Raw genomic sequence first — 20,022 nt, 5'->3', positions numbered from 1 at the left:
TTGCCGCTCATCGTCTCTTCGGTGCCCATGCGCTTACCCTTTGCCGATCGCAAGCGCAGGAACGGCGGTTTCCCGCCGGGTGTGCTCTTGTTGCGATATGGGTAGCACGCGAAGGATAGCCAGAGGGTGAATCACCCGGAAAGGAATTATCCCTTTTCGCGCAGTATGCGGGCCTTGTCGCGCTTCCAGTCGCGATCCTTGATGTACTGGCGCTTGTCCTGCGACTGGCGACCTTTGGCGAGGCCGAGTTCGACCTTGGCCCGGCCGGTCTTGTTGAAATAGATGCTGAGGGGGATAAGGGTCATGCCCTTGCGTTCGACCGCACCCAGCAGCCGCTCGATCTCGCGCGCATGGAGCAACAGCTTGCGCGGCCGCTTCGGTTCGTGGTTGAGCCGGTTGCCGTGGCTGTATTCGGGGATATTGGCGTTGATCAGCCAGGCCTGCCCGTCGCGGATCTCGGCATAACTGTCGGCAATGGTTGCCTCCCCTGCCCGCAGCGCCTTCACTTCAGTGCCCTGCAAGGCGAGCCCCGCCTCGAACTTGTCCTCGACAGCATAATCGAACCGCGCGCGCCGGTTCTCGGCGACGGTTTTGTGCTTGTCGAAGGTCTCGGGCTTGGGGCGTGCCATAAGGTGGGCGCATATAGGCGGTGGCTTACCGACAGGCAAGTACAGCTGCGCCGAACCAAGACGGGCGTCATGCCAAGCGCTGCTTTGCATCCTTCCTGCGCTTCTTCAAGAAGCCTGTGGAGCAGTGATCTGCGCCATGGGCGGGCAAGGCGCGAAAATCAGTCCCACGCTCGCAGGGTAAGTTCAGCCCTCCACCCAATCGAGCAGGAATTCGGCCAGTGACAGATGCGCCACAGCGAATGCCTCCTCGATGGCAATGTCATGGTCGTACCTATGTTCGTCGAAGGTGACGATATGCCCGGTGTCGAGATCGTACGAGGTCATGCCCACATCGTGCATGGTGAGCGGCAGTAGACTTGCCGGCCAGTCCATTTCGCCGGTGTAGCCCGAAGGTCGGTTCGGGATCTTCCCGTTCGGCCATCTTGTCGCGAATGGCGCGGAAGGCATCGCCATCACCAAAGGGACTTTCGTCCATCAGCCGGGCGCCGTCCTGTGGCTTCTCGAACGCACCGAGCCTTTCCCCCGGGCGGCGGAAATGCCTGCGCGAGCGGTCGGCGATGCGCTCGCGCAGGGCGGTGATCACAGCTTCGGGCAAGATGTTGATGCGGACAGTTTCCCCTCTTCGCATCCAGCGCCAAGCCGTCACACCAATCCGGCGATCTCCAGCGCCTCGTCCACCGCCCGCTTCGATGCGTCGCTAGCCGCGACCAGCGGCAGGCGCACTTCCGGACGCAGCCAGTCGTGGACCCGGCTCAGCGCGTATTTGACCGGCGCCGGGCTGGCGTCGCTGAACATGGCGTAGTGCAGCGGGAACAACCGGTCGTTGAGCTCGCGCGCCTTCTGCAGCTCGTTGGCGGCGATGGCTTGGTGGAACTCGGCGCACAGCGCCGGCGCGACATTGGCGGTGACCGAGATACACCCCTTGCCGCCCGCCGCCGAATGCGGCAGCCACAGCTCGTCATTGCCCGATAGCTGGCAGAAATCGCGCCCGATCCCCATGCGGTGGTCCGCCACGCGCGACAGATCGCCACTCGCATCCTTGATGGCGATGATCCGATCAGGATACTTTTGGACCAGTTCGACCACCGTATCATCGAGAATGTCGGTCACCGTACGCGCGGGGACGTTGTAAAGAACGATCGGCAAATCGCTGTTTTCCGCCAGGAAGCTGAAATGGGCGATGAGCCCGGCCTGGCTGGGGCGGTTGTAGTAGGGCGCTACGCAGAGCCCCGCAGCGGCCCCGGCCTTCTTCGAGAAGTTCATGTGCAGCAGCGCGTTGCGGGTATCGTTGCTGCCGCAACCGGCGATCACCGGCACGCGTCCGGCAGCCTGTTCGATGCAAACCTCGATCACGCGGTGATGCTCGGCATTGCTCAATGTCGAAGCTTCGCCGGTCGTGCCGCAGGGAACCAGCGCGCTCGAACCATTGTCGATTTGCCAGTCGACCAGCCGACGGAATGCGGCTTCGTCAAACGTCCCGTCGCGAAAAGGAGTCACCAGAGCCGGAATCGAGCCGGAAAACATTGTTATCGGTCCTTTCTTGAACCAAGAGAATCACGTAATTTCGCCGCATGATCGCGCGGTTTTTCCGTTCAGTGCCTGATAAGGAGACATGGGACAGGATGTCCAGCATGACCCGCAAGCCGTTTCTCGCCATTTCGCTCGTCGCGCTCACTTCCATCGTGCCCCCTGTCATGGCCGCCGACCCCGCAAGCTGGGATCGCGCCCGTGCCGAGCTGGTGGCGCAACAGCCGAGCCAGATGGCGAGCGTTATCGCGCGGTGGGAATATCTCGTCGGCCGCGACGGACTGCCGTTCGACGACTACGCCGGCTTCCTGCTCGCCTACCCCGACTTCCCGCAAGCCGAGAAACTGCGTGTCCGGGCAGAGGAATCGCTCGGCGAAGAAGCCATCGGGGCCGAGCGGCTCGTTGCTTTCTTCGACCGCCATCCGCCGCTGACAAATCCGGCGCGGGCGCGTTATGCGCTGGCGCTGGCCTCGCTCGGGCGGGAAGACGCCTGGACCGTCGCTCGCAGCGCATGGCGGGGTGGGACCATGAGCGGTCCTTCGGAGGTCTATCTGGTGGGCCTCTATGGCGCGCGGCTGACGCCAGACGATCACGACGCGCGAATGGACGCGCTGCTGTGGCAGCGCGATGGCGCGGGTGCCGTGCGGCAAATGAACTATGTCTCGACTGCCAAGCGCGACCTGTTCATGGCGCGACTGGCGATCGTGCAGGGTGCCCTCCCCGCCAGCCAGGGTCTTTCGACGCCGGCAGAGGCCGGGCGCGACGCGGGCTATACCTACAATCTTGCGCGCCATTACCGGACCAGTGGCAATGTGCCGCAGGCGATCGACCTGCTGGCCAATCGCCAGCGCTTCGATGCGCCTGCCTTCGATCCCGAAGTCATGGTGGGCGAGATGCTGCGCGTGGCACGAAGCGCCGGTTCCGATCCGTCGGTCCGGATTGCGAGCATGGTCGATGACCTGTTTTCGCCGGGTACGGATATCAGCACGCAGGCCTACAAGCTGCGCGACGACTACACTTCGCTGATGTGGCTGGGCGGCACCAATGCGTTGTGGAACCTCGGCGATGGCACCCGCGCTGCTCCCCTGTTCTATCGCTATGGCGCGGCGGCACAGACCCCGCAGACCCGTTCCAAGGGTTTCTACTGGGCAGGCCTCGCTGCCCAGCGCGCCGGGAACGCAGCCGATGCGGAGCGGTATTATGCCGAGGCGGCGGCCTACGCCGACCGCTTCTATGGCCAGCTGGCCCTCGCCAAGCTTGGCCGCCCGGTTCCATCGCTCGCGGGCAAGCCTGTCGGCGAGCCCACATTCGAACAACGCGCAGCTTTCAACGATGCGACCCTGACCAAGGCCGTGCGCGAGGTTGCGCGCGACGCACCATGGCGCACCGGGATCCAGTTCTATCGCGAGATCGCCAATTCCGCCCAGACGCCCGAAGAGCACTTGCTGCGGGTCGACCTGGCCCGCGAGATCGGGCGACGCGACCTTGCGGTCAACGTGGCCGAGGCGGCTGGAGCCGACGGACTCGACCAGTTCGTGGCGCAGGGCTTCCCCCGCCTGCAATTGCCGCCCGGGGTCGATTTCACTTTCGTCCATGCCATCACCCGCCAGGAAAGCCAGTTCGCGCAGAATGCCATCAGCCATGCCGGCGCGCGCGGCCTGATGCAGCTGATGCCAGGCACCGCCAGGGAGCAGGCTGGCAAGCTGGGGATGCAATACCTCAGCGCGGACCTGATCGAGAGCCCGAGCTATAACGTGCAGCTCGGAAATGGCTATTTCCAGCGCATGCTCGATTATTACGGCGGCAGCTACCCGCTGGCCGTTGCAGCCTACAACGCGGGGCCGGGCAATGTGAACAAGTGGCTGCGCGCCAATGGCGATCCGCGCACCGGCTCGATCGACTGGGTAACCTGGATCGAGAAGATCCCGATCTTCGAGACCAAGAACTATGTCCAGCGGGTAATCGAGAATGCTGCGGTCTATGAGCATCTCTATCCCGAAAGCACTGCAACGGGGCGCCCGCGAACGGCAGGGGACTTCCTGCGCTAGGGAGCCTGCCGTGAGCGCACCGTCATATCCCATTACCCCGGGGGGCTATGCCGCGCTCAAGGCGCGCTATGATCATCTGTTGGGTAAGGAACGGCCGGAAATCGTCGAGATCGTCAGCTGGGCCGCCGGCAATGGCGACCGCAGCGAAAACGGCGACTATCTCTATGGCCGCAAGCGCATGCGTGAGATCGACCGCGAGCTCGCCCATCTAGCACGGCGGATGAAGCACGCCCGGGTGATCGATCCCGCCGAACAGCCCGACAAGGACAGGGCCTTTTTCGGCGCCACGGTGACGCTGGCCGACGAGGACGACGAGGAGAAAGTGGTTACGTTGGTGGGGGATGACGAACAGGACGCATCCGCCGGCAAGATCGGCTGGTCGAGCCCGATGGCCCGCGCGCTGAAAGGTGCCGCAGTGGGGGATTTGCGCAGCGTTCGGCTTCCCTCGGGGGAGAAGGAGTGGGAGGTGCTGGCTATCCGCTATGCGTAAGCCGCTCACCCTTCTTGCCCTTTTGACGTTTGCCACGCCGATCCTGGCCAGGGACTCGCTCGGCGTGTACGGCAACTGGGGCGCGTTTCGCGATCCCGCAGTGCCGCGTTGTTACGCCATCGCCAAGGCGGCCCCGAGCAAGCTCTCCCGCGATTACGAGCCCTATGCCACGGTGGGAACCTGGCCACGGCGGAAGATACGCGGGCAAGTGCATTTCCGCCTATCGCGCGAAATCAGAAGCGACCGTCCCATCAATCTCAACGTCGGCGGCAACCGCTTCACTTTGGCCGGCGGCGGCGGCGATGCCTGGGCGCTGGACAAGGCCATGGATGCGGCAATTGTGGCGGCGATGCGTTCCGCAGGGCGGATGACAATCGGTGCCACAGACAAACGCGGCACCCGCTTTTCCAACACCTATGACCTGAAGGGTGCCGCTACGGCCATGGACGCGGCGACAGTGGCCTGCGCCGGGAAATAGTCGGCACCCCTCGCGAAACTGCGACCGGGACGTATCCCGGCCGCAGCAATGATTGCCTGAAAAAAAGTTAGAAGCGCACGCCGACACCAACCACGACCTGATGGCGATCGAGGTCGACACCAAAGCGCTCACTATCGGGGAGCGTATCGTCGAAATCGACTTCAGCCTCCGAGTAGTTGGAGTAGCGATACTCGGCGTTGACGAACATGTTCTGGCTGAAGGCATACTCCACCCCCGCACCCAGACGCCAACCGTCGACGTCGTAGTCATTGTCGAACTCCGTCGTCCCGTCGTTGGAGCGAATGTTGTATTTGGCGTTGCTGTAGCCGCCCTTGACGTAGGCCAGCGCCCTATCGCCAACCTGCGTCCCGATGCGGGCGCCGAGGTAAAGGTCGCGGTCGGCCGACACATTGCCGAAGCCGAAGCCTTCGAAATCGCCCGCGTCGAACTCGGTCTTCGCGCTCGACCAGGTGAATTCGGCTTCGGGACCGATCACGACCGAACCCAGGTCGATATCGTATCCGACTGCCGCACCATACAGGGCACCTTCGGCCGACTGGTCGTTGTCCTGGTTAGCATCGTCATCGACGGTGCTGCCTGCCCGGGTGCTGTCATAACCGGCAACGGCTTGGGCACGAAGGCCGGTGAACGGCGATTCGTCCTCGACCGACTGTGCCAACGCCGGGCTGGCGGCGGTGACGAAAGTACCTGCAAGGAGTGTTGCGACTGTGTTTTTCATGGTTAGCTCCAGTTCCGTTTTGCGCAGGTCGTGCCTGCGGAGACCTATCCAATGGCTCGGAGCAGGCGAAGTTTCATGAACCTTACACAACAAGAAAATGTTGCATTCATGTAACATTGTTGCGCCCAATCGCATGTCCAGAGCGATGAAATGGGGGAACCCGTCAGCCGCTACGTTGGTTCGCGCACCCACGCGCGGAGGCAAAGTTGCATGCTGGATTTCACGGCCCAGCAAGCCTATATGCGCGCCTCCCATGGCCGATACCCAGCTCATGCCGATCCCCGGACAGGTGGATCCCGTTCCCGTCGCGCGTGATATCACGCCGCGTGCCGATGGCCGTGTCGACCTGATGGGCCTGCCCAAGGGGCGCATCGCCGAACTGATGGGGGAAGCCGGGCTCGACGCCAAGCAGGCCAAGCTGCGCAGCAAGCAGGTCTACCACTGGATCTACCATCGCGGGGTGACCGATTTCGAGGCGATGACCGACATCGCCAAGACCATGCGTCCATGGCTTGCGGAGCGCTTCGTCATTGGCCGGCCCAATGTCGTCGAGGCGCAGCATTCGGTCGACGGCACCCGCAAGTGGTTGCTGCAAACCGATGACGGCCACGAATTCGAGATGGTCTTCATCCCCGATGCAGATCGAGGCACGCTGTGCGTCTCCTCGCAGGTCGGCTGCACCCTCAATTGCCGGTTCTGCCATACCGGCACGATGAAGCTGGTGCGCAACCTGACGCCGGGCGAGATCGTCGGGCAGGTGATGCTCGCGCGCGACGCGCTGGGCGAATGGCCCAAGGGTTCGATGGCAGGCCTCGACGATGCCGAGGATGCCGGCCACTACACCGCCGATGGCCGCCTGCTGACCAATATCGTGATGATGGGCATGGGCGAGCCGCTCTACAATTTCGAGAATGTGCGCGACGCGCTCAAGCTGGTGATGGACGGCGATGGCCTCGCCTTATCCAAGCGCCGCATCACGCTGTCGACCAGCGGGGTCGTGCCGATGATGGCGAAATGCGGCGAAGAGATCGGGGTCAACCTCGCTGTGAGCCTCCACGCAGTGACCAAGGAAATCCGTGACGAGATCGTGCCGATCAACAAGAAATACGGCATCGAGGAACTGCTGCAGGCCTGCGCCGACTATCCCGGTGCCAGCAATGCCCGCCGCATCACGTTCGAATATGTGATGCTAAAGGACAAGAACGACAGCGACGAGCACGCGCGTGAACTCGTCCGGCTGATCCGCGAGTACAGGCTGCCGGCCAAGGTCAACCTGATTCCGTTCAACCCCTGGCCCGGCGCCCCTTACGAGTGCTCGACGCCCGAACGGGTCAAGCGCTTTGCCGAGATCGTCTTCGACGGCGGCATCAGCGCACCGGTACGCACCCCGCGCGGACGCGACATCGACGCTGCCTGCGGCCAGCTCAAGACCGCTGCCGAGAAGAAGAGCCGGGCCGAGCGTGACCGCGAAGCAGCTGCTACAGCTGCCGAGTGAGCGACCCGGCGACCATAGCCTATTACGAAGACAACGCCCCGCGTTACACCCTGAGTTTCGGACAGGCGCCAAGCCGCCATCTCGATGCCTTCCTCGACCGGCTGGAGCCAGGGTCCCGCGTGCTGGAACTGGGCTGCGGCGGCGGGCGCGATTCTGCGCGGATCAGGGAGCGCGGGTTCGATCTCGATGCGACGGATGGCGCCCCGGCGATGGTTCGCAAGGCCAACGAGCGGTTCGATGTCGGCGCGCGGGCGATGACGTTCGAGGAACTGGACGCCATCGCCGAGTACGATGCAGTCTGGGCCCACGCCTGCTTGCTCCACGCTTCGCGGGAAGAGCTGGGCGTCTTTCTTCCCGCTATCCATCGTGCCCTCACGCCCGGTGGCTGGCACTATGCGAGTTATAAGCTCGGCGACGGCGAAGGCCGCGACCTGCTTGGACGGCTACACAATTTCCCTGACCGCGACTGGATCGAGAATGCCTACCGCAAGGCGGGGTTTGCTTTGGAGGACGTGATTGTCTTTCCCGGCCAGGGTGCCGACGGTACCATGCGCGACTGGATCGCGCTGACCGTGAGAAGAGCTTCTCGATGACCGTCGTCATTGCTGCCCTGTGCGCGGGGACTTCCGCCGCGTTGCCTTCCGGTAGAAGGAGCGGAATCCAGAAGTCACCGCTGACAGGCACAGTCGCTATCGGAGAGCGCGGCATCGCGTCCGACGAACAGGTCAATCGCACCTATCACGGTTATCCCTCGATGGCGCTGCATCACTTCCCGTCCGAGACATATGCGTGGCTGCTGCATCACTTCGGCCCCATGCCGCGCCTCTCCGGGCCGGGCAGTATGGGAGAGAACATCTCGACCACCGGAATGACCGAGCATGACGTCTGCATCGGTGACCGCTTTCGGATCGGTACGGCCCTGATCGAAGTCAGCCAGCCACGTCAGCCCTGTTCGACCATCGAGCACCATCTCGAGGCCAAAGGTGTGGTCAAGGCGATGGTGGCGGCGGCCCGCAGTGGCTGGTTTTACCGGGTGATCGAGCCCGGCGAGGCGCAAGCTGGTGACTTGCAGGAGCGCGTCGAGCGCGGCCATGGCGCATGGAGCGTGGCCCGCGCCTTTCTGGCCACCTACGGCAGCGCTCGCGCCCCCGATGGTGAGCTGGAAGAGTTGGCCTCGCTCGAACGAGTCTCCGACCGATTGGTGCGCGATATCAGGAAACGCCTCACGCTCTGACCCCACCGTCCATCGCAGACTGAAAACCACTCGCCTTGGTCGCAAGACGAAGGCGTGCTCGTTCATCTGGCGTTGGGGATCGCTGAACAAATTTGCCCGTTGTTAAGCCAGAATATCGACACGAAAGGAGCAGCCCCATGAAGAAGACAGCTCTTGTCATTGCCGCCGCCGCGATGACCCTTCCCGTCGCGACCCCGGCCATGGCCGACCCACCGTCATGGGCCCCGGCCTATGGCAAGCGAGCCAAGGAACGCAGTTACGAGCGCGCCCGGATTTACGATGATCGCGGACGGTATATCAAACCGCGCCGCATCACGCGCCAGTCCTATGTCTGGCGGGGCGACGATGGTCGCTACTACTGCCGCCGTGACAATGGCACCACCGGCCTCGTCATCGGCGCCGGTGTCGGTGCCCTGGCCGGCGCCGAGATCGCCGGCCGCGGCGACCGCACGGTAGGCGCCATTCTTGGCGGCGTTGTCGGCGGACTGCTGGGCCGCGAGATCGACCGCGGCTCGATCAGCTGCCGCTGATCGAACCCTGGAGAGGGTAACCGGGCGCGTCGCTCCATCCGGGGCGGCGCGCCTTTTTTGCGCGCGTTGCCCCTTCCCTCTCCCGCCAGTCCGTGGTTGATGGTGGATGTGAACCAGCAAGAACCTAAACCCGCCGCCCTCGTCACCGGCGCCGCCAGGCGGATCGGTGCCACCATCGCGCACGCTTTTGGGGAGGCCGGTTGGCATGTCATCATCCACTATCACGGCAGCGCTGACGAAGCGGAGGCGCTGGCAAACACGCTCCTTTCGGCAGAGACGGTCGAATGCGACCTGCTGGATCCCGTCGCCTCGGTGCAAATGATCGAGCAATTGGCGGCCCGCCTGCCGGATTGGCGGGTGCTGGTAAACAACGCCTCGGTTTTCGAGTATGACACTGTAACCGGGATCGATCCCGCCACGTATAGCACCGCATCGCGTGTCAACGCGCAAAGCCCCGCCGCGATGGCGATGGCGTTCTTGCAATTGGCGAAAGCAGGCGGGGGGAAACGCGTGATCCAGCTGACCGACCAGAAACTGGCCAACTCAAATCCGGACTTCTTCAGCTACACCATGAGCAAGCACGCCGTGGATGGCGCAATCCGAATGCTGGCGAAGGCGCAGGTCGACCCGCGCGACCGCGTTTATGGACTGGCCCCGGGAGCGATCCTCGCCAGCCACGACCAGGCCGAGGAAGAAGTCGAGAAGTCGCACGTCCTCAACCTGCTCGGCCGCAAGACGGGCGCATCCGAGATCGCGGAAGCGGCGCTGTTCCTCAGTCGCGGCGAGCTGGCCAGCGGCGAGACGCTGTTCATCGACAGCGGCCAGCATCTGCTCAGTCAGGACCGCGATGTAATCTACCTGGCACGGGAAGGGGCCGGCCGATGAGGAAACATGCGCTCGTCACCCGCCTGTGGCACTGGACCAACCTCGTCTGCGTGGTGATCCTGTTCATGAGCGGTCTCGGGATCTCGAATGCCCATCCGCGTTTATATTGGGGCGAATGGGGCTTCGCCCGCGCAGATGCCTGGCTGCTGGTGCCCAAGTTCCCCTATTGGATGACGATCCCGGGACGGTATGACCTCGCCGGAGCACGGGACTGGCATATCCTCATGGCCTGGCCTTTTTCCGTCATGCTGCTGGTGATGTGGCTGGCGATGCTGGTGAACGGACACTTCAAGCGCGACCTGGTCACCACCCGCAAGGAATGGAGGCCCGCCGCCATCTGGCACGACATCGTCCAGCATGCGAAGTTCAACTTCGAGCATGCCAAAGAAGAGGGTGGCGGCAAGTTCAACTTCCTGCAGAAGTTCAGCTACGGCGTCGTGCTCGGCATATTCCTGCCGATGATGGTCTTCACCGGCATGGCCATCAGTCCCGGCATGTCGCCCAGCTGGGGCTGGTTCACAGATCTGGTCGGTGGGCGACAGAGCGCGCGCAGCCTGCATTTCATCTTCGCCTTCGCCATCGCCGGGTTCTTCATCGTTCACGTGCTGCTGGTTTTCGTCCACAAGCCGCTCCAGCAGCTGCGCGACATGATTACGGGAGGGAGAGCATGAGCATGCACCTCAAACGGCGCGGGATGCTGGCAGCCATAGGCGCTTTGGTCGTGGCCGGTTGCCAGAAAATCGCCGGATCAGGCGCAGGCCAATCGCTGTTCGATGCGGCCGAGCGCTGGCACATGGGTGCCAATCGCCTGCTGGGCGGGCGGATGGGCCTCGCCAAGGAATACTCCAAGGCCGATATCTCTCCCGACTTTCGCGGCAACGGCACAACCGATCCGGCCAGGCCTTCCTACACCGCAGCCGTCGCCAATGGCTTTACGAATTGGACTCTGGAAGTGCGCGGACTGGTCGACACGCCGTTGTCGCTGTCGCTGGACAATATCCGCAAGCTGCCGCAGCGCACCCAGATCACCCGCCATGACTGCGTCGAGGGCTGGAGCGCTATCGGGGAATGGACTGGTCCCCAACTGGGAGTCATCCTCGAAGCCGCAGGCGTGAAGGACACGGCCCGCTTCATCGTGTTCCGCTGTGCCGACACGCTCAACGGCGGAGACTATTACGAGAGCATCGACATGGTCGATGCCTATCACCCGCAGACGATCATCGCGCACCTGCTGAACGGCGAACCCCTGGAAGTGAAGAATGGTGCCCCCTTGCGCATGCGGATCGAGCGGCAGCTGGGCTACAAGCACGCAAAGTATCTCACCGCCATCGAAGTGGTCGACAGTCTTGATGCGATTGGCGAAGGCAAGGGCGGCTATTGGGAGGACCGCGCCGGATATCAGTGGTATGCCGGGGTCTAGTCCTCGGGGAACAGTCGCGACATCGCTTGCCAGTCGGCCAGAAGCAACTCTTCCAGAACGCCCATGTCGACGTCGGCCAGCTTGTTGATGTAAAGACAGCTCTGGCCCCTCGAATGCTTTCCCAACTGCGCAAGGAGCGCGTCCCGGTGCTTGCCCGCCATCTCGTCGCAATAGCCACCCATGAGGTAGAGCGAGAGTTTGGCCTTGCGCGGACTGAAACCGGTTCGCATCCAGTGGACCTCCCGTCCGCTGGCATAGGTGGTGCGGTATTGGCCGTAGCCGATGATGGTCGTTCCCCACATGCGCGGGGACTCGCCGGTCACCCGACGAAACATCGCGTCGAGCACGTTCGCCTCTTCACGCCGTCGCTCGGGTTCGACGTTCGCAATGAAATCGGCGGGATCCACCCCGGTGATCTGGGTCTTCGCTTCAGTCATTCCGGCAAGCTAGCCGAAACATCGGCGGACACAAACCGAGAGCGTTAATTCAAGCCACGAAGGAGAACGCATGAGCAAGACCCTTCTCGACCGCTTCCTCACCTCAACCGTGAAGCAGGGCCGCCTTGGCGTGGTTTACGCCGATGGCTGCGCCCTGACTTATGGCACCGCCGCCGAAGGACTTCCCGACGTCGTGATCCGCTTCACCGACGACCGGGTCCCGCGCGACATAGTGTTCGATCCGAGGCTCGGGGCGGCTGAAGCCTTCATGGATGGCAGGCTGCTCGTCGAAGAGGGCGGCATCATGGAACTCGTCGAACTGCTGCGGGCAAACGCTCCGTGGGACAAGGGCGGCAACTTTGGCCGCCCGAGCACTCTCAAGCGGCTCCGCAACAGGGCTGCCTTTGCGCTGGAGCAGGTCAACAACCGCGTCGGCTCCAAGAGCAACGTGGCGCACCATTACGACATCGGCAACGATCTTTACCGGCTGATGCTCGACCGCGAACACATGCAATACAGCTGCGCCTATTGGCCGCGCGCGGACTTGTCCCTGGGCGAAGCGCAGGAGGCAAAACTTGCCCACATCGCGGCAAAGCTAGCGCTCGAACCGGGCGACAGCGTTCTCGACATAGGGTGCGGCTGGGGCGGGATGGCGATTTATCTGGCGCAGCATTTCGATGTCACCGTCACCGGGATTACCCTGTCGGAAGAGCAGCTCGCACTGGCACGCGAGCGGGTGGCCGCAGCGGGGGTCGCGGACAAGGTCAGCATCGAGCTGGAAGACTATCGGGACTTCGCCAAGGCGGGGCGCCGGTTCGACCGGATCGTCTCGGTCGGCATGTTCGAGCATGTCGGGCGGCCACAATTCGAAACCTTTTTCGAAGCTTGCGCCACGATGCTGGCGGATGACGGCGTAATGCTTCTCCACACCATCGGGCGTATGGGCGGACCCGGAACAACCGATGCCTTTACCCGCAAGTACATCTTCCCCGGTGGCTACATCCCGGCCCTGAGCGAGACAGTCGCCGCAAGCGAGAAGGTGCGGCTGATCGCGACCGACGTCGAAACCTTGCGGCTGCACTATGCCTACACGCTGCGCGAGTGGTATCGGCGCTGCCTCGAGCACCGCGAGGCCATCATTGCCCTTCATGACGAGCGCTTCTTCCGGATGTGGACTTTCTACCTCGCTGGCGCGACTGCCGCCTTCGAGCATGGCGGACTGTGCAACTACCAGATCCAGTTTGCCCGCAGTCGGCGCGCCTTGCCGCTGACCCGCGATTACATCGCCGACGGCGAGCGCACGCTGGAAACTCGCTTGCCCGCTTGAGGAGAGCCGCCTTTCAGGTGCATGGATATCGCCTTGCCCCGGAACAGGAGGTACTTCGATGCCCAGCAGCAAACGCCTGACGCTTGACCTTGCCCGCGAATATCTTGGTGATCGCCCCAGCGATGCCGGGCACCGGCGGGTCATAGAGGGGATCGAGGATCGCCAGCCGATCAGTCAGGATGCGCACGAACTGGCGGGACGCGAAGACAGCTTTGGCGACCGGCTGGCAGACTCGGTCGCGCGGGTGGGTGGATCCTGGCTGTTTATCGGGCTGTTCTTCCTGTTCCTTGTCGGCTGGACCGGCCTCAACACGATCGTTCTGAGCAGCAGCGAAGCCTTCGACCCCTACCCATACATTTTCCTCAACCTGATACTCTCCATGCTCGCGGCGATCCAAGCCCCGGTAATCATGATGAGCCAGAACCGCCAGGCCGAGAAAGACCGCATTGCTGCCGCGCATGACTACGAGGTCAATTTGCGTTCTGAGATCGAGATCATGGCCATGCAGCAAAAGCTCGACAAACTGCGCGGCGAGCAACACGAAACGATAATCGCCCAGCAGGAAGAACTGCTGAAGCTCGTTCGCCAACTGTCCGCCCGCCCCTAGCCTTCGACGAGCTTCCCGATCGCCTGCCGGGACCAGACAATGGCCCATTCATGATTGCCCCACTCCCGCCCCGTTGCTAGGCGCGCGCGCAATCAAGGAGTACCCCGAATGTCCGATATCAAGCGTGTCGTCCTCGCCTATTCCGGCGGTCTCGATACCTCCGTCATTGCCAAATGGCTCGAGGTCGAGCGCGGGCTCGAGGTTGTGACCTTCACCGCCGATCTCGGCCAGGGCGAGGAGCTGGAGCCGGCGCGGGCCAAGGCGCGGGCCATGGGCATCCCGGACAAGCACATCTTCATCGAGGACCTGCGCGAGGAATTCGTGCGCGATTTCGTGTTCCCGATGATGCGCGCCAATGCCCGTTACGAAGGCGACTACCTGCTCGGTACCAGCATCGCCCGCCCGCTGATCTCCAAGCGGCTGGTCGAGATCGCGCATGAGACGGGTGCCGATGCCATCGCCCACGGCGCCACCGGCAAGGGCAACGACCAGGTCCGCTTCGAGCTCAGCGCCTATGCGCTCGATCCCGATATCAAGGTCATCGCCCCGTGGCGCGAATGGGACCTCGCCAGCCGCACTGCGCTGATCGCCTGGGCCGAGCAGCACCAGATCCAGGTGCCCAAGGACAAGCGCGGCGAGAGCCCATTCTCGACCGATGCCAACCTCCTCCACACTTCGTCCGAAGGCAAGGTGCTGGAAGATCCGTGGGAAGAGACGCCCGACTACGTCTATTCGCGCACGGTCAACCCCGAAGACGCACCCGACACGCCCGAATACATCACCATCGACTTCGAGAAGGGCGACGGTGTCGCGCTGAATGGTGAAACGATGAGCCCGGCCACGCTGCTGGCCGCGCTCAACGATCTTGGCCGCAAGCACGGCATCGGCCGGCTCGATCTGGTGGAGAACCGCTTTGTCGGCATGAAGAGCCGCGGCATGTACGAGACACCGGGCGGCGAGATTTACGCCCGGGCGCATCGCGGGATCGAGCAGATCACGCTCGATCGTGGCGCGGCGCATCTCAAGGACGAGCTGATGCCGAAGTATGCCGAGCTGATCTACAACGGCTTCTGGTTCAGCCCCGAGCGGGAGATGCTGCAAGCGGCGATCGACCTCAGCCAGGAGAAGGTCTGCGGCACCGTACGGCTCAAGCTCTACAAGGGCCAGGCGAGCGTGGTGGGCCGCAAGAGTCCCAACTCGCTCTATTCGGAAGCGCATGTGACCTTCGAGGACGATGCCGGCGCCTACGACCAAAAGGATGCCGAGGGCTTCATCCGCCTCAATGCGCTTCGGCTGAAGCTGCTGGGCAAGCGGGATCGTTGAGCCGAATTCACTGCAAGACCGGATGCTGCAGCGCAACATTGGTAGTTATTGGCCGAGTGGGTGCGAAACTTTCGCAATGAATCGACGAGTGGTTGAGTTATCCACTGTCGTCCACAGGTGAATCGGGGAAAAGTGGAAAAGTCACTCTTGCGGCAGTTGCCAGAATCGGTCTGGCGGCGCAGTTTCAATTCATCGAGAGGGACGGAAGACTTCAGGTTTCTCATCCGAAAGGATTGAAAAACCAGAGAATTTCCAGAACAACCGATGTGCCAGCGACTGTCCCCGCGACTTGCGAGGGTTGCTTGCAGAAGGCTTCGGCCAGACGCAAGCCCTCCTGATGACCAGGATGCGGAAGTTCGCTGACACGGCCGGGAGAGACCGGTCGCGAATGAAGGGAAACGGAGGCTTCGGCCAAAGGGAACCTGAAGGAACGGCCATCAAGGGATCGAACGGCTGCGGGGAAATCGATGGAGCCCAAGGTTGGCAGGAACGGGTTTAGGCCCGGGATAGCAGACCTTCCAACGATGGAACCGGATGCCGGCGCGAGCGCCGGTGACAGAACGCGGGCCTTCGGGCACGCGGAAAGACATCGGGCGCCAAGCGCTTCCGGAAACGGAACGCCCTCGGGCGGGAAGCAGAAGGAAGACCACGCGCTGGTGAGAGTGGGGTCGGCAGCAATGCCGGCCCCATTTGCATTGGGAATCACCAATTTGGCATCACTCTCATTCTCTCGACGAACCGGCGGCAATCGCACCCGATTTGCGCTCCATACCCTGTTACAAGCTGTGTAGGACAGAACGGTTCGTCGCATGTGGCGGGCATTCCGGGGTGAGTCGAGCCGGAAATACGGCCAAATCGGGGCGGGTAACTACTCTTTTAGGAACCCTGCGGCTAAGCGCCCTGCCATGTCTGAAAGGACACTCTTGAAGCCATGGCGGGCCGTATCGGCCACGGCAATGGCGGTGCTGCTGGCACTTCCGGCGCAGGCTTCGACCCCCGCAACAGGTGCAATGGGTGCCGAATTCGTCGCCGGTTTCGAAGCCTTCGAAGAGCTTCCCGTCCCCGCCGAACCCTCGCCCGAAGCGGTCGATCTCGAGACTTTCGAACCGCCGGTCGAGGCGGAGCCGACCACTCGCTCCTTGGGCACCGGCATCGCCTCCTACTACGCCAGCAAGTTCCACGGCCGCCGTACGGCGAGCGGCGAGATCTTCGACAACGGCGCCTTGACCGCCGCCCACCGGACTCTGCGTTTCGGCTCCATGGTTCGCGTGACCAACCCGCGCACCGGCCAGTCGGTCATCGTTCGCATCAACGACCGTGGCCCGTTCACCAAGGGCCGCACCATCGACCTCTCTCGCGCCGCGGCCGAGGAGATCGGCATCGTCCGTGCCGGTCATGGCACGGTCGAACTCGAACTGATCGAAGCTTAAAGCTTCAATTCGCTCACATCCCGGAAACTGCCGATCGTCCCGCGCACGAAGGTGTTGAAGGCGATCGAATAGCGGTTCTCATTCGAGTTGTTCACTTCCACATAGTGCTGCAGCGAGCTGGAGAAGAGCACGAGGTCGCCCTTCTTCGGCACCACCGCGTTGCGCGGCGCGTTGTAGATGTTCTGTTTCCTCGCATCGATGCCCAGCTCGATCTGGCGATAGCTGTTGAAGCGTTCGAAGATCATGTTGCCCGGCGGATCGGGCATGTCGGTGTAGTAGAGCGAGCCCGAGATCATCGAGTTCGAGTGCGTGTGCCCGTGCATCCCCACCCCTGGAGGGTTCATCAGCGCCCAGCTTTGCGTCACTTCCAGCCGCTGGGCGATGCCCATCACTTCGCTGGTGTAGGTGTCGAGCCCCTGCTGCACCGCTTCGGCGATGCTCTTCATTTCGGGCCGCGCGAACAGGTAGAGCTCGTCCGAGATCTGGTTGACCTGGTTGGTGTTCATCTTGAGCGACTGGATGAACCTGACCTGCTTCGGGCTGATCGCATCGGCGATGTTCATCACGAAGTAGGGCTCGGCGAACAGCGGCTTCACGTCGAAGCTGCGATTGGCGGTGGTCCTGGTAGCGGCCATCTCGGGGCATTCCCTCAGGGTTGCATCTCGCCCCGACCTGTGCCGCAAGCGTGCCGACTTCGCAAGGTCAGCGCACCTGCCCCCGGCGCTTGCGCCCGCCGATCACTTGCTGGACCTCCTCCCGCGCCGCGCCGAACCGCTCCATCGCCGCGCGGATGCTTTCGCCCGGCTGGATCGAGAGCGCGGTGCCGCAGATGCCGCATTCGGCGTTCTCGCCGGCCAGCAACCCCTGCAGTTCGAAAGCCATCGGCGCCTTGCACACGGGGCAAGGCATACTGGTGGTGTTCAAGTGGACTCTCCCTGCAGCGCAGCCCCGGACCGGGGCCGTGTCGCGTTTGTACAAGCCGCTGATACCGCGCCCCAATCCCCGCGAATTGGACGCAAGCGCCATTTGCAGGGCGGTGTTAAGCATGCCCGCTAACCCTGTGTTGGGGATGCCCGTTCGCGCCCGGCGTCCCGCGCGGCCGCGCCATGCCCTCGCCGCCGGCGCACACTCACGCCGCATCCTCGAACTCGTCCTCGGGATACCACCCGCCGTCCTCGCCATCGCGGCGGTAGCGGACCTGGTCCGCGCCCACGCGCCACCACTCGGAATCCCCGGCGAGGAAGGCCTCGACTTGGCACGCCTCCACCGCGCGCTCCTCGCCCAGCCGCCACAGCTCGGGCGCATCGGCGGGGCGGGCCTCGGCCATGGCGTGCTCGAGCCGGTCGACCGGGGGATAGTGCGGGCAGTCGCGGCAATCGGGCCAGCGCGGATCGGCGCAGCACGGACCGCGGCCGTCGGAGTTGCAGACCGGCTCCGGCCCGCCGGCCCCCATGCGCCAGTGCGGCGCGCCGCGATCGGTGCCGAGCTGCGCGCCGGGGCAGTCGCAGGGGATGGCCGCGAGCGCCGCCTCCCGCGCCGCATCGAGCGCCCCGGGCGGGTTCGTGGAAGCCCGCTTTATGGCCGTCTCCGCCGGCGGGATGTCACACTTGTCACACAGTCCTGAGGAAGAACTGCGCCCCCCTGCGAAGGCAGGGGCCTTAGGAGATGGCTCGCTGCCGCCCGAGGTCCCCGCCTGCGCGGGGACGCTACCCACAGGAAGCGCCACCCCGCAGTCCTCGCACACCGGGGCGGGATCGTCGGTCCCGGCGGCAAAGCGTTCCAGCGCGCCCTCGTAATCCTCGGCAAAGGCGCGGGTGCGGGCGTCCTCGGTCAGCCGGTCGAGCCGGGCGAGATGCGCCAGCAGCAGGCGCGCATCGTAGCGGACCCGCCGCCCGATCTCCTCGCCGCGGTAGAAGACGATCTCCTCCACCCCGTCGAGCGCGCGGGTGGCCAGCACATCCTCGCTCAGCGCCCGGGCCGAGAGCAGCGCCGCATCCCAGGCGAGGCGGAACGGGGCCGAGGCGCGCCGCTCGCGATAGGCTGTGCGGTAGGAGATGCCGACCTGCGCCGAAGCCCGCCGCACCGCCCCGCACGCGGCAAGCGCCTGGAGGAAGGCGACTTGGCGTTCGCGGGTGAAGAGTGTGTGGGGGTCGCCTGCCCCGGACGCCGATCCGGGGTCGGCAGGGAGCGCTTCGGCGAGGGCCGGGAGTGTGGGGGTGTCGGTGGTGAGCGGTCGCATGGGGGTGGTCCGTCTGTGGGGAGAAGGACCGACTTATGTATGCGAGATGGGGGGCTGTAGGACAGCAAATCCCTCGCTGACCCATATCGTCACCCCGGACTTGCCTGCCCTGCGAAAGCAGGGGAGCCGGGGTCCCGCTGGCACACTATTGGTTTCTCGCAGAGACCGGGGAGGAAAGGAGAGACGCAGGAATAGTGTGCTGGTGGTCAGGGGAGCGCTACCCGATCGAGGCCATTACCTCCGCCTGGGCGGGAGTGGGAGCAGCCCCGCTTGACTTTGCCCGCGCCTCGCACGAGCCTTGCGCCAAGCGGCGGGAGCAGGACGATGGGCGACTACCAGGAGGACTATCGCAACGGCTATTACGGCATCGGCGGGGGCAGCAGCCACGGTTACGACCAGGGCCGCCGCGCCCGCGCCGAGGACGATGCGAGGATGCGCGGCAACTCGGCCTTTCCCGATGCGACCGGCGGCCATGGCCACGGCGACGGCAGCGCGGGCGGAGCCACCCTGCTGGGGATCATCGCCATCGGCGCGGGGCTGTGGGCGATGCGGGCTTACATCCCCTTCGCCATCGGGGCGGCCCTCGTCTCGGCGCTGGCGCTGAAGCTTGCCGCGAAGCTTACGGGCGCTCACATCGGCTGGCTGGAAGCGCTCGGCAAGTCGCTCGCCGCCACCGGCATCGCCGTGCTCGCAGCGGTGGTGATCTTCGGCGGTGCCACTGCCAGCCTCATGCTGGGCGGCGGCGAGATCATTCCCGGCTTCATGAGCGTGATGAGCGACAATTTCTGGCAGCCCGACGTGGTCGTGGGCAATGCGCTGGCCACCTTTACCCTCCCCCTCGTGCTGATCCTCGCCGCCGCGACCTGGTGGCTGGACCGTTCGGTCGAGCCGGGGACGGGGCCGAGGGTGGTGCGGTGGCTGGCGCTGGGAGGGAGTGTGCTGGCGGGGCCGGGTTTGGCGGTGGTGGTGGGGTTAATATCGGCGAATTAGGTATACTGTCCCCGGAATTGATCGGGCGTCCCCTCATAAATGCGATCAGCCCGTGACTGGTGAAGCAGGTCCGACTTATGCATGCTACATGATGGTCGTAGGGGAATATAAACGGAGCCAAAAGATCACTTATTGTCCACAGCGAGCAACGCTCGTCGGAAAGCCTTTCTTGCAAAGAAACTACACTCTCTCTA

Annotated in this window: 23 protein-coding genes; 15 read left to right on the top strand and 8 right to left on the bottom strand. The window is 63.9% G+C overall.

Annotated features, from left to right (window positions below; genetic code table 11):
- Window positions 1–146: 146 nt before the first annotated feature.
- From smpB to dapA, 3 genes are all read right to left on the bottom strand, one after another.
- The gene (gene smpB / locus LY632_RS07030; protein WP_234093100.1) at window positions 147–629 is read right to left on the bottom strand and encodes an SsrA-binding protein SmpB; all 483 of its coding nucleotides are present in this window, start codon (window positions 627–629) and stop codon (window positions 147–149) included.
- 183 nt (window positions 630–812) lie between these two features.
- Window positions 813–959 (bottom strand): hypothetical protein, encoded by a 147-nt coding sequence (locus LY632_RS07025; protein WP_234093099.1) that lies wholly within the window; start codon window positions 957–959, stop codon window positions 813–815.
- A gap of 312 nt (window positions 960–1,271) precedes the next feature.
- On the bottom strand, window positions 1,272–2,153 hold the full coding sequence (gene dapA / locus LY632_RS07020) for a 4-hydroxy-tetrahydrodipicolinate synthase (RefSeq protein WP_234093098.1): 882 nt from the start codon (window positions 2,151–2,153) through the stop codon (window positions 1,272–1,274).
- Window positions 2,154–2,251: 98 nt separating this feature from the next.
- Here dapA and LY632_RS07015 point away from each other — a divergent pair, with 98 nt between their 5' ends.
- Genes LY632_RS07015 through LY632_RS07005 form a run of 3 tightly spaced genes read left to right on the top strand, consistent with a single transcriptional unit; the run spans window position 2,252 to window position 5,172 of the window.
- The gene (locus LY632_RS07015) at window positions 2,252–4,204 is read left to right on the top strand and encodes a lytic transglycosylase domain-containing protein (RefSeq protein ID WP_234093096.1); all 1,953 of its coding nucleotides are present in this window, start codon (window positions 2,252–2,254) and stop codon (window positions 4,202–4,204) included.
- A 10-nt stretch (window positions 4,205–4,214) separates the two neighbouring features.
- Complete coding sequence (greB, locus tag LY632_RS07010) at window positions 4,215–4,694, top strand: transcription elongation factor GreB (RefSeq protein ID WP_234093094.1); 480 nt, start codon at window positions 4,215–4,217, stop codon at window positions 4,692–4,694.
- Window positions 4,687–5,172, top strand: coding sequence for a hypothetical protein (locus LY632_RS07005; RefSeq protein WP_234093092.1), 486 nt, complete (start codon window positions 4,687–4,689; stop codon window positions 5,170–5,172). The genes greB and LY632_RS07005 overlap by 8 nt, the downstream gene beginning before the upstream one ends.
- Window positions 5,173–5,239: 67 nt before the next feature.
- On the opposite strand, the gene LY632_RS07000 is transcribed toward LY632_RS07005, so the two are convergent.
- The gene (locus tag LY632_RS07000; protein ID WP_234093090.1) at window positions 5,240–5,911 is read right to left on the bottom strand and encodes an outer membrane protein; all 672 of its coding nucleotides are present in this window, start codon (window positions 5,909–5,911) and stop codon (window positions 5,240–5,242) included.
- A gap of 253 nt (window positions 5,912–6,164) precedes the next feature.
- On the opposite strand from LY632_RS07000, the gene rlmN reads away from it, so the two are divergent.
- The 7 genes from rlmN to LY632_RS06965 all read left to right on the top strand — a co-directional run bounded on the left by rlmN (window position 6,165) and on the right by LY632_RS06965 (window position 11,475).
- A complete protein-coding gene (rlmN, locus tag LY632_RS06995; protein ID WP_234093088.1) occupies window positions 6,165–7,406 on the top strand; it encodes a 23S rRNA (adenine(2503)-C(2))-methyltransferase RlmN in 1,242 nt (413 codons plus the stop codon).
- On the top strand, window positions 7,403–7,999 hold the full coding sequence (locus tag LY632_RS06990) for a bifunctional 2-polyprenyl-6-hydroxyphenol methylase/3-demethylubiquinol 3-O-methyltransferase UbiG (RefSeq protein WP_234093086.1): 597 nt from the start codon (window positions 7,403–7,405) through the stop codon (window positions 7,997–7,999). The genes rlmN and LY632_RS06990 overlap by 4 nt, the downstream gene beginning before the upstream one ends.
- Window positions 7,996–8,640, top strand: a complete 645-nt coding sequence (locus tag LY632_RS06985; protein ID WP_234093084.1) for an MOSC domain-containing protein — start codon at window positions 7,996–7,998, stop codon at window positions 8,638–8,640. Before LY632_RS06990 ends, LY632_RS06985 begins: the two co-directional genes overlap by 4 nt.
- Window positions 8,641–8,777: 137 nt before the next feature.
- Complete coding sequence (locus LY632_RS06980) at window positions 8,778–9,170, top strand: glycine zipper 2TM domain-containing protein (RefSeq protein ID WP_234093082.1); 393 nt, start codon at window positions 8,778–8,780, stop codon at window positions 9,168–9,170.
- Window positions 9,171–9,269: 99 nt separating this feature from the next.
- A complete protein-coding gene (locus LY632_RS06975; protein ID WP_370636566.1) occupies window positions 9,270–10,055 on the top strand; it encodes an SDR family oxidoreductase in 786 nt (261 codons plus the stop codon).
- Complete coding sequence (locus LY632_RS06970; RefSeq protein ID WP_234093079.1) at window positions 10,052–10,726, top strand: cytochrome b/b6 domain-containing protein; 675 nt, start codon at window positions 10,052–10,054, stop codon at window positions 10,724–10,726. Before LY632_RS06975 ends, LY632_RS06970 begins: the two co-directional genes overlap by 4 nt.
- Window positions 10,723–11,475: a molybdopterin-dependent oxidoreductase gene (locus tag LY632_RS06965; RefSeq protein WP_234093077.1), complete on the top strand. Its 753-nt coding sequence runs from the start codon at window positions 10,723–10,725 to the stop codon at window positions 11,473–11,475. The genes LY632_RS06970 and LY632_RS06965 overlap by 4 nt, the downstream gene beginning before the upstream one ends.
- Here the strand turns inward: LY632_RS06965 and LY632_RS06960 are convergent.
- A complete protein-coding gene (locus LY632_RS06960; RefSeq protein WP_234093076.1) occupies window positions 11,472–11,912 on the bottom strand; it encodes a DUF1801 domain-containing protein in 441 nt (146 codons plus the stop codon). The two genes, LY632_RS06965 and LY632_RS06960, sit on opposite strands and share 4 nt — an antisense overlap.
- Window positions 11,913–11,982: 70 nt before the next feature.
- Between LY632_RS06960 and LY632_RS06955 the strand changes: the two genes are divergently transcribed.
- The 4 genes from LY632_RS06955 to LY632_RS06940 all read left to right on the top strand — a co-directional run bounded on the left by LY632_RS06955 (window position 11,983) and on the right by LY632_RS06940 (window position 16,599).
- Window positions 11,983–13,239: a cyclopropane-fatty-acyl-phospholipid synthase family protein gene (locus tag LY632_RS06955; protein WP_234093074.1), complete on the top strand. Its 1,257-nt coding sequence runs from the start codon at window positions 11,983–11,985 to the stop codon at window positions 13,237–13,239.
- Between the two features lie 58 nt (window positions 13,240–13,297).
- Window positions 13,298–13,846: a DUF1003 domain-containing protein gene (locus LY632_RS06950; RefSeq protein WP_234093073.1), complete on the top strand. Its 549-nt coding sequence runs from the start codon at window positions 13,298–13,300 to the stop codon at window positions 13,844–13,846.
- A 108-nt stretch (window positions 13,847–13,954) separates the two neighbouring features.
- The gene (locus LY632_RS06945) at window positions 13,955–15,169 is read left to right on the top strand and encodes an argininosuccinate synthase (protein WP_234093071.1); all 1,215 of its coding nucleotides are present in this window, start codon (window positions 13,955–13,957) and stop codon (window positions 15,167–15,169) included.
- A 905-nt stretch (window positions 15,170–16,074) separates the two neighbouring features.
- Complete coding sequence (locus LY632_RS06940; protein WP_234093069.1) at window positions 16,075–16,599, top strand: septal ring lytic transglycosylase RlpA family protein; 525 nt, start codon at window positions 16,075–16,077, stop codon at window positions 16,597–16,599.
- Here the strand turns inward: LY632_RS06940 and LY632_RS06935 are convergent.
- The 3 genes from LY632_RS06935 to LY632_RS06925 all read right to left on the bottom strand — a co-directional run bounded on the left by LY632_RS06935 (window position 16,596) and on the right by LY632_RS06925 (window position 18,838).
- Window positions 16,596–17,234 (bottom strand): TIGR02466 family protein, encoded by a 639-nt coding sequence (locus LY632_RS06935; RefSeq protein WP_234093068.1) that lies wholly within the window; start codon window positions 17,232–17,234, stop codon window positions 16,596–16,598. The genes LY632_RS06940 and LY632_RS06935 overlap by 4 nt on opposite strands.
- 67 nt (window positions 17,235–17,301) lie before the next feature.
- Window positions 17,302–17,481 carry a hypothetical protein gene (locus tag LY632_RS06930; RefSeq protein WP_234093066.1) on the bottom strand — a complete coding sequence of 60 codons (180 nt, stop codon included), beginning with the start codon at window positions 17,479–17,481 and terminating at the stop codon, window positions 17,302–17,304.
- A gap of 247 nt (window positions 17,482–17,728) precedes the next feature.
- On the bottom strand, window positions 17,729–18,838 hold the full coding sequence (locus LY632_RS06925; RefSeq protein WP_234093065.1) for a hypothetical protein: 1,110 nt from the start codon (window positions 18,836–18,838) through the stop codon (window positions 17,729–17,731).
- A 324-nt stretch (window positions 18,839–19,162) separates the two neighbouring features.
- Here LY632_RS06925 and LY632_RS06920 point away from each other — a divergent pair, with 324 nt between their 5' ends.
- Complete coding sequence (locus LY632_RS06920) at window positions 19,163–19,828, top strand: hypothetical protein (protein WP_234093064.1); 666 nt, start codon at window positions 19,163–19,165, stop codon at window positions 19,826–19,828.
- Window positions 19,829–20,022: the final 194 nt, after the last annotated feature.

Source organism: Erythrobacter sp. SDW2, assembly GCF_021431965.1.
Taxonomy (GTDB): domain Bacteria; phylum Pseudomonadota; class Alphaproteobacteria; order Sphingomonadales; family Sphingomonadaceae; genus Parerythrobacter.
Note: the sequence above shows the minus strand (reverse complement) of the source record. Positions and strands in the feature narration are given on the sequence as shown.

Bases quoted from the DNA above. Each gene is read 5' to 3' on its own strand.
- LY632_RS06940 (WP_234093069.1), top strand. From the start codon at position 16,075: ATGTCTGAAAGGACACTCTTGAAGCCATGGCGGGCCGTATCGGCCACG.
- LY632_RS07005 (WP_234093092.1), top strand. From the start codon at position 4,687: ATGCGTAAGCCGCTCACCCTTCTTGCCCTTTTGACGTTTGCCACGCCG.
- LY632_RS06925 (WP_234093065.1), bottom strand. From the start codon at position 18,838: ATGCGACCGCTCACCACCGACACCCCCACACTCCCGGCCCTCGCCGAA.
- LY632_RS06955 (WP_234093074.1), top strand. From the start codon at position 11,983: ATGAGCAAGACCCTTCTCGACCGCTTCCTCACCTCAACCGTGAAGCAG.
- LY632_RS06930 (WP_234093066.1), bottom strand. From the start codon at position 17,481: ATGGCTTTCGAACTGCAGGGGTTGCTGGCCGGCGAGAACGCCGAATGC.
- LY632_RS07015 (WP_234093096.1), top strand. From the start codon at position 2,252: ATGTCCAGCATGACCCGCAAGCCGTTTCTCGCCATTTCGCTCGTCGCG.
- LY632_RS06945 (WP_234093071.1), top strand. From the start codon at position 13,955: ATGTCCGATATCAAGCGTGTCGTCCTCGCCTATTCCGGCGGTCTCGAT.
- LY632_RS06970 (WP_234093079.1), top strand. From the start codon at position 10,052: ATGAGGAAACATGCGCTCGTCACCCGCCTGTGGCACTGGACCAACCTC.
- LY632_RS06920 (WP_234093064.1), top strand. From the start codon at position 19,163: ATGGGCGACTACCAGGAGGACTATCGCAACGGCTATTACGGCATCGGC.
- LY632_RS06960 (WP_234093076.1), bottom strand. From the start codon at position 11,912: ATGACTGAAGCGAAGACCCAGATCACCGGGGTGGATCCCGCCGATTTC.
- LY632_RS06985 (WP_234093084.1), top strand. From the start codon at position 7,996: ATGACCGTCGTCATTGCTGCCCTGTGCGCGGGGACTTCCGCCGCGTTG.
- LY632_RS06975 (WP_370636566.1), top strand. From the start codon at position 9,270: ATGGTGGATGTGAACCAGCAAGAACCTAAACCCGCCGCCCTCGTCACC.
- LY632_RS07000 (WP_234093090.1), bottom strand. From the start codon at position 5,911: ATGAAAAACACAGTCGCAACACTCCTTGCAGGTACTTTCGTCACCGCC.
- LY632_RS06935 (WP_234093068.1), bottom strand. From the start codon at position 17,234: ATGGCCGCTACCAGGACCACCGCCAATCGCAGCTTCGACGTGAAGCCG.
- LY632_RS06980 (WP_234093082.1), top strand. From the start codon at position 8,778: ATGAAGAAGACAGCTCTTGTCATTGCCGCCGCCGCGATGACCCTTCCC.
- LY632_RS06950 (WP_234093073.1), top strand. From the start codon at position 13,298: ATGCCCAGCAGCAAACGCCTGACGCTTGACCTTGCCCGCGAATATCTT.
- rlmN (WP_234093088.1), top strand. From the start codon at position 6,165: ATGGCCGATACCCAGCTCATGCCGATCCCCGGACAGGTGGATCCCGTT.
- dapA (WP_234093098.1), bottom strand. From the start codon at position 2,153: ATGTTTTCCGGCTCGATTCCGGCTCTGGTGACTCCTTTTCGCGACGGG.
- smpB (WP_234093100.1), bottom strand. From the start codon at position 629: ATGGCACGCCCCAAGCCCGAGACCTTCGACAAGCACAAAACCGTCGCC.
- LY632_RS06965 (WP_234093077.1), top strand. From the start codon at position 10,723: ATGAGCATGCACCTCAAACGGCGCGGGATGCTGGCAGCCATAGGCGCT.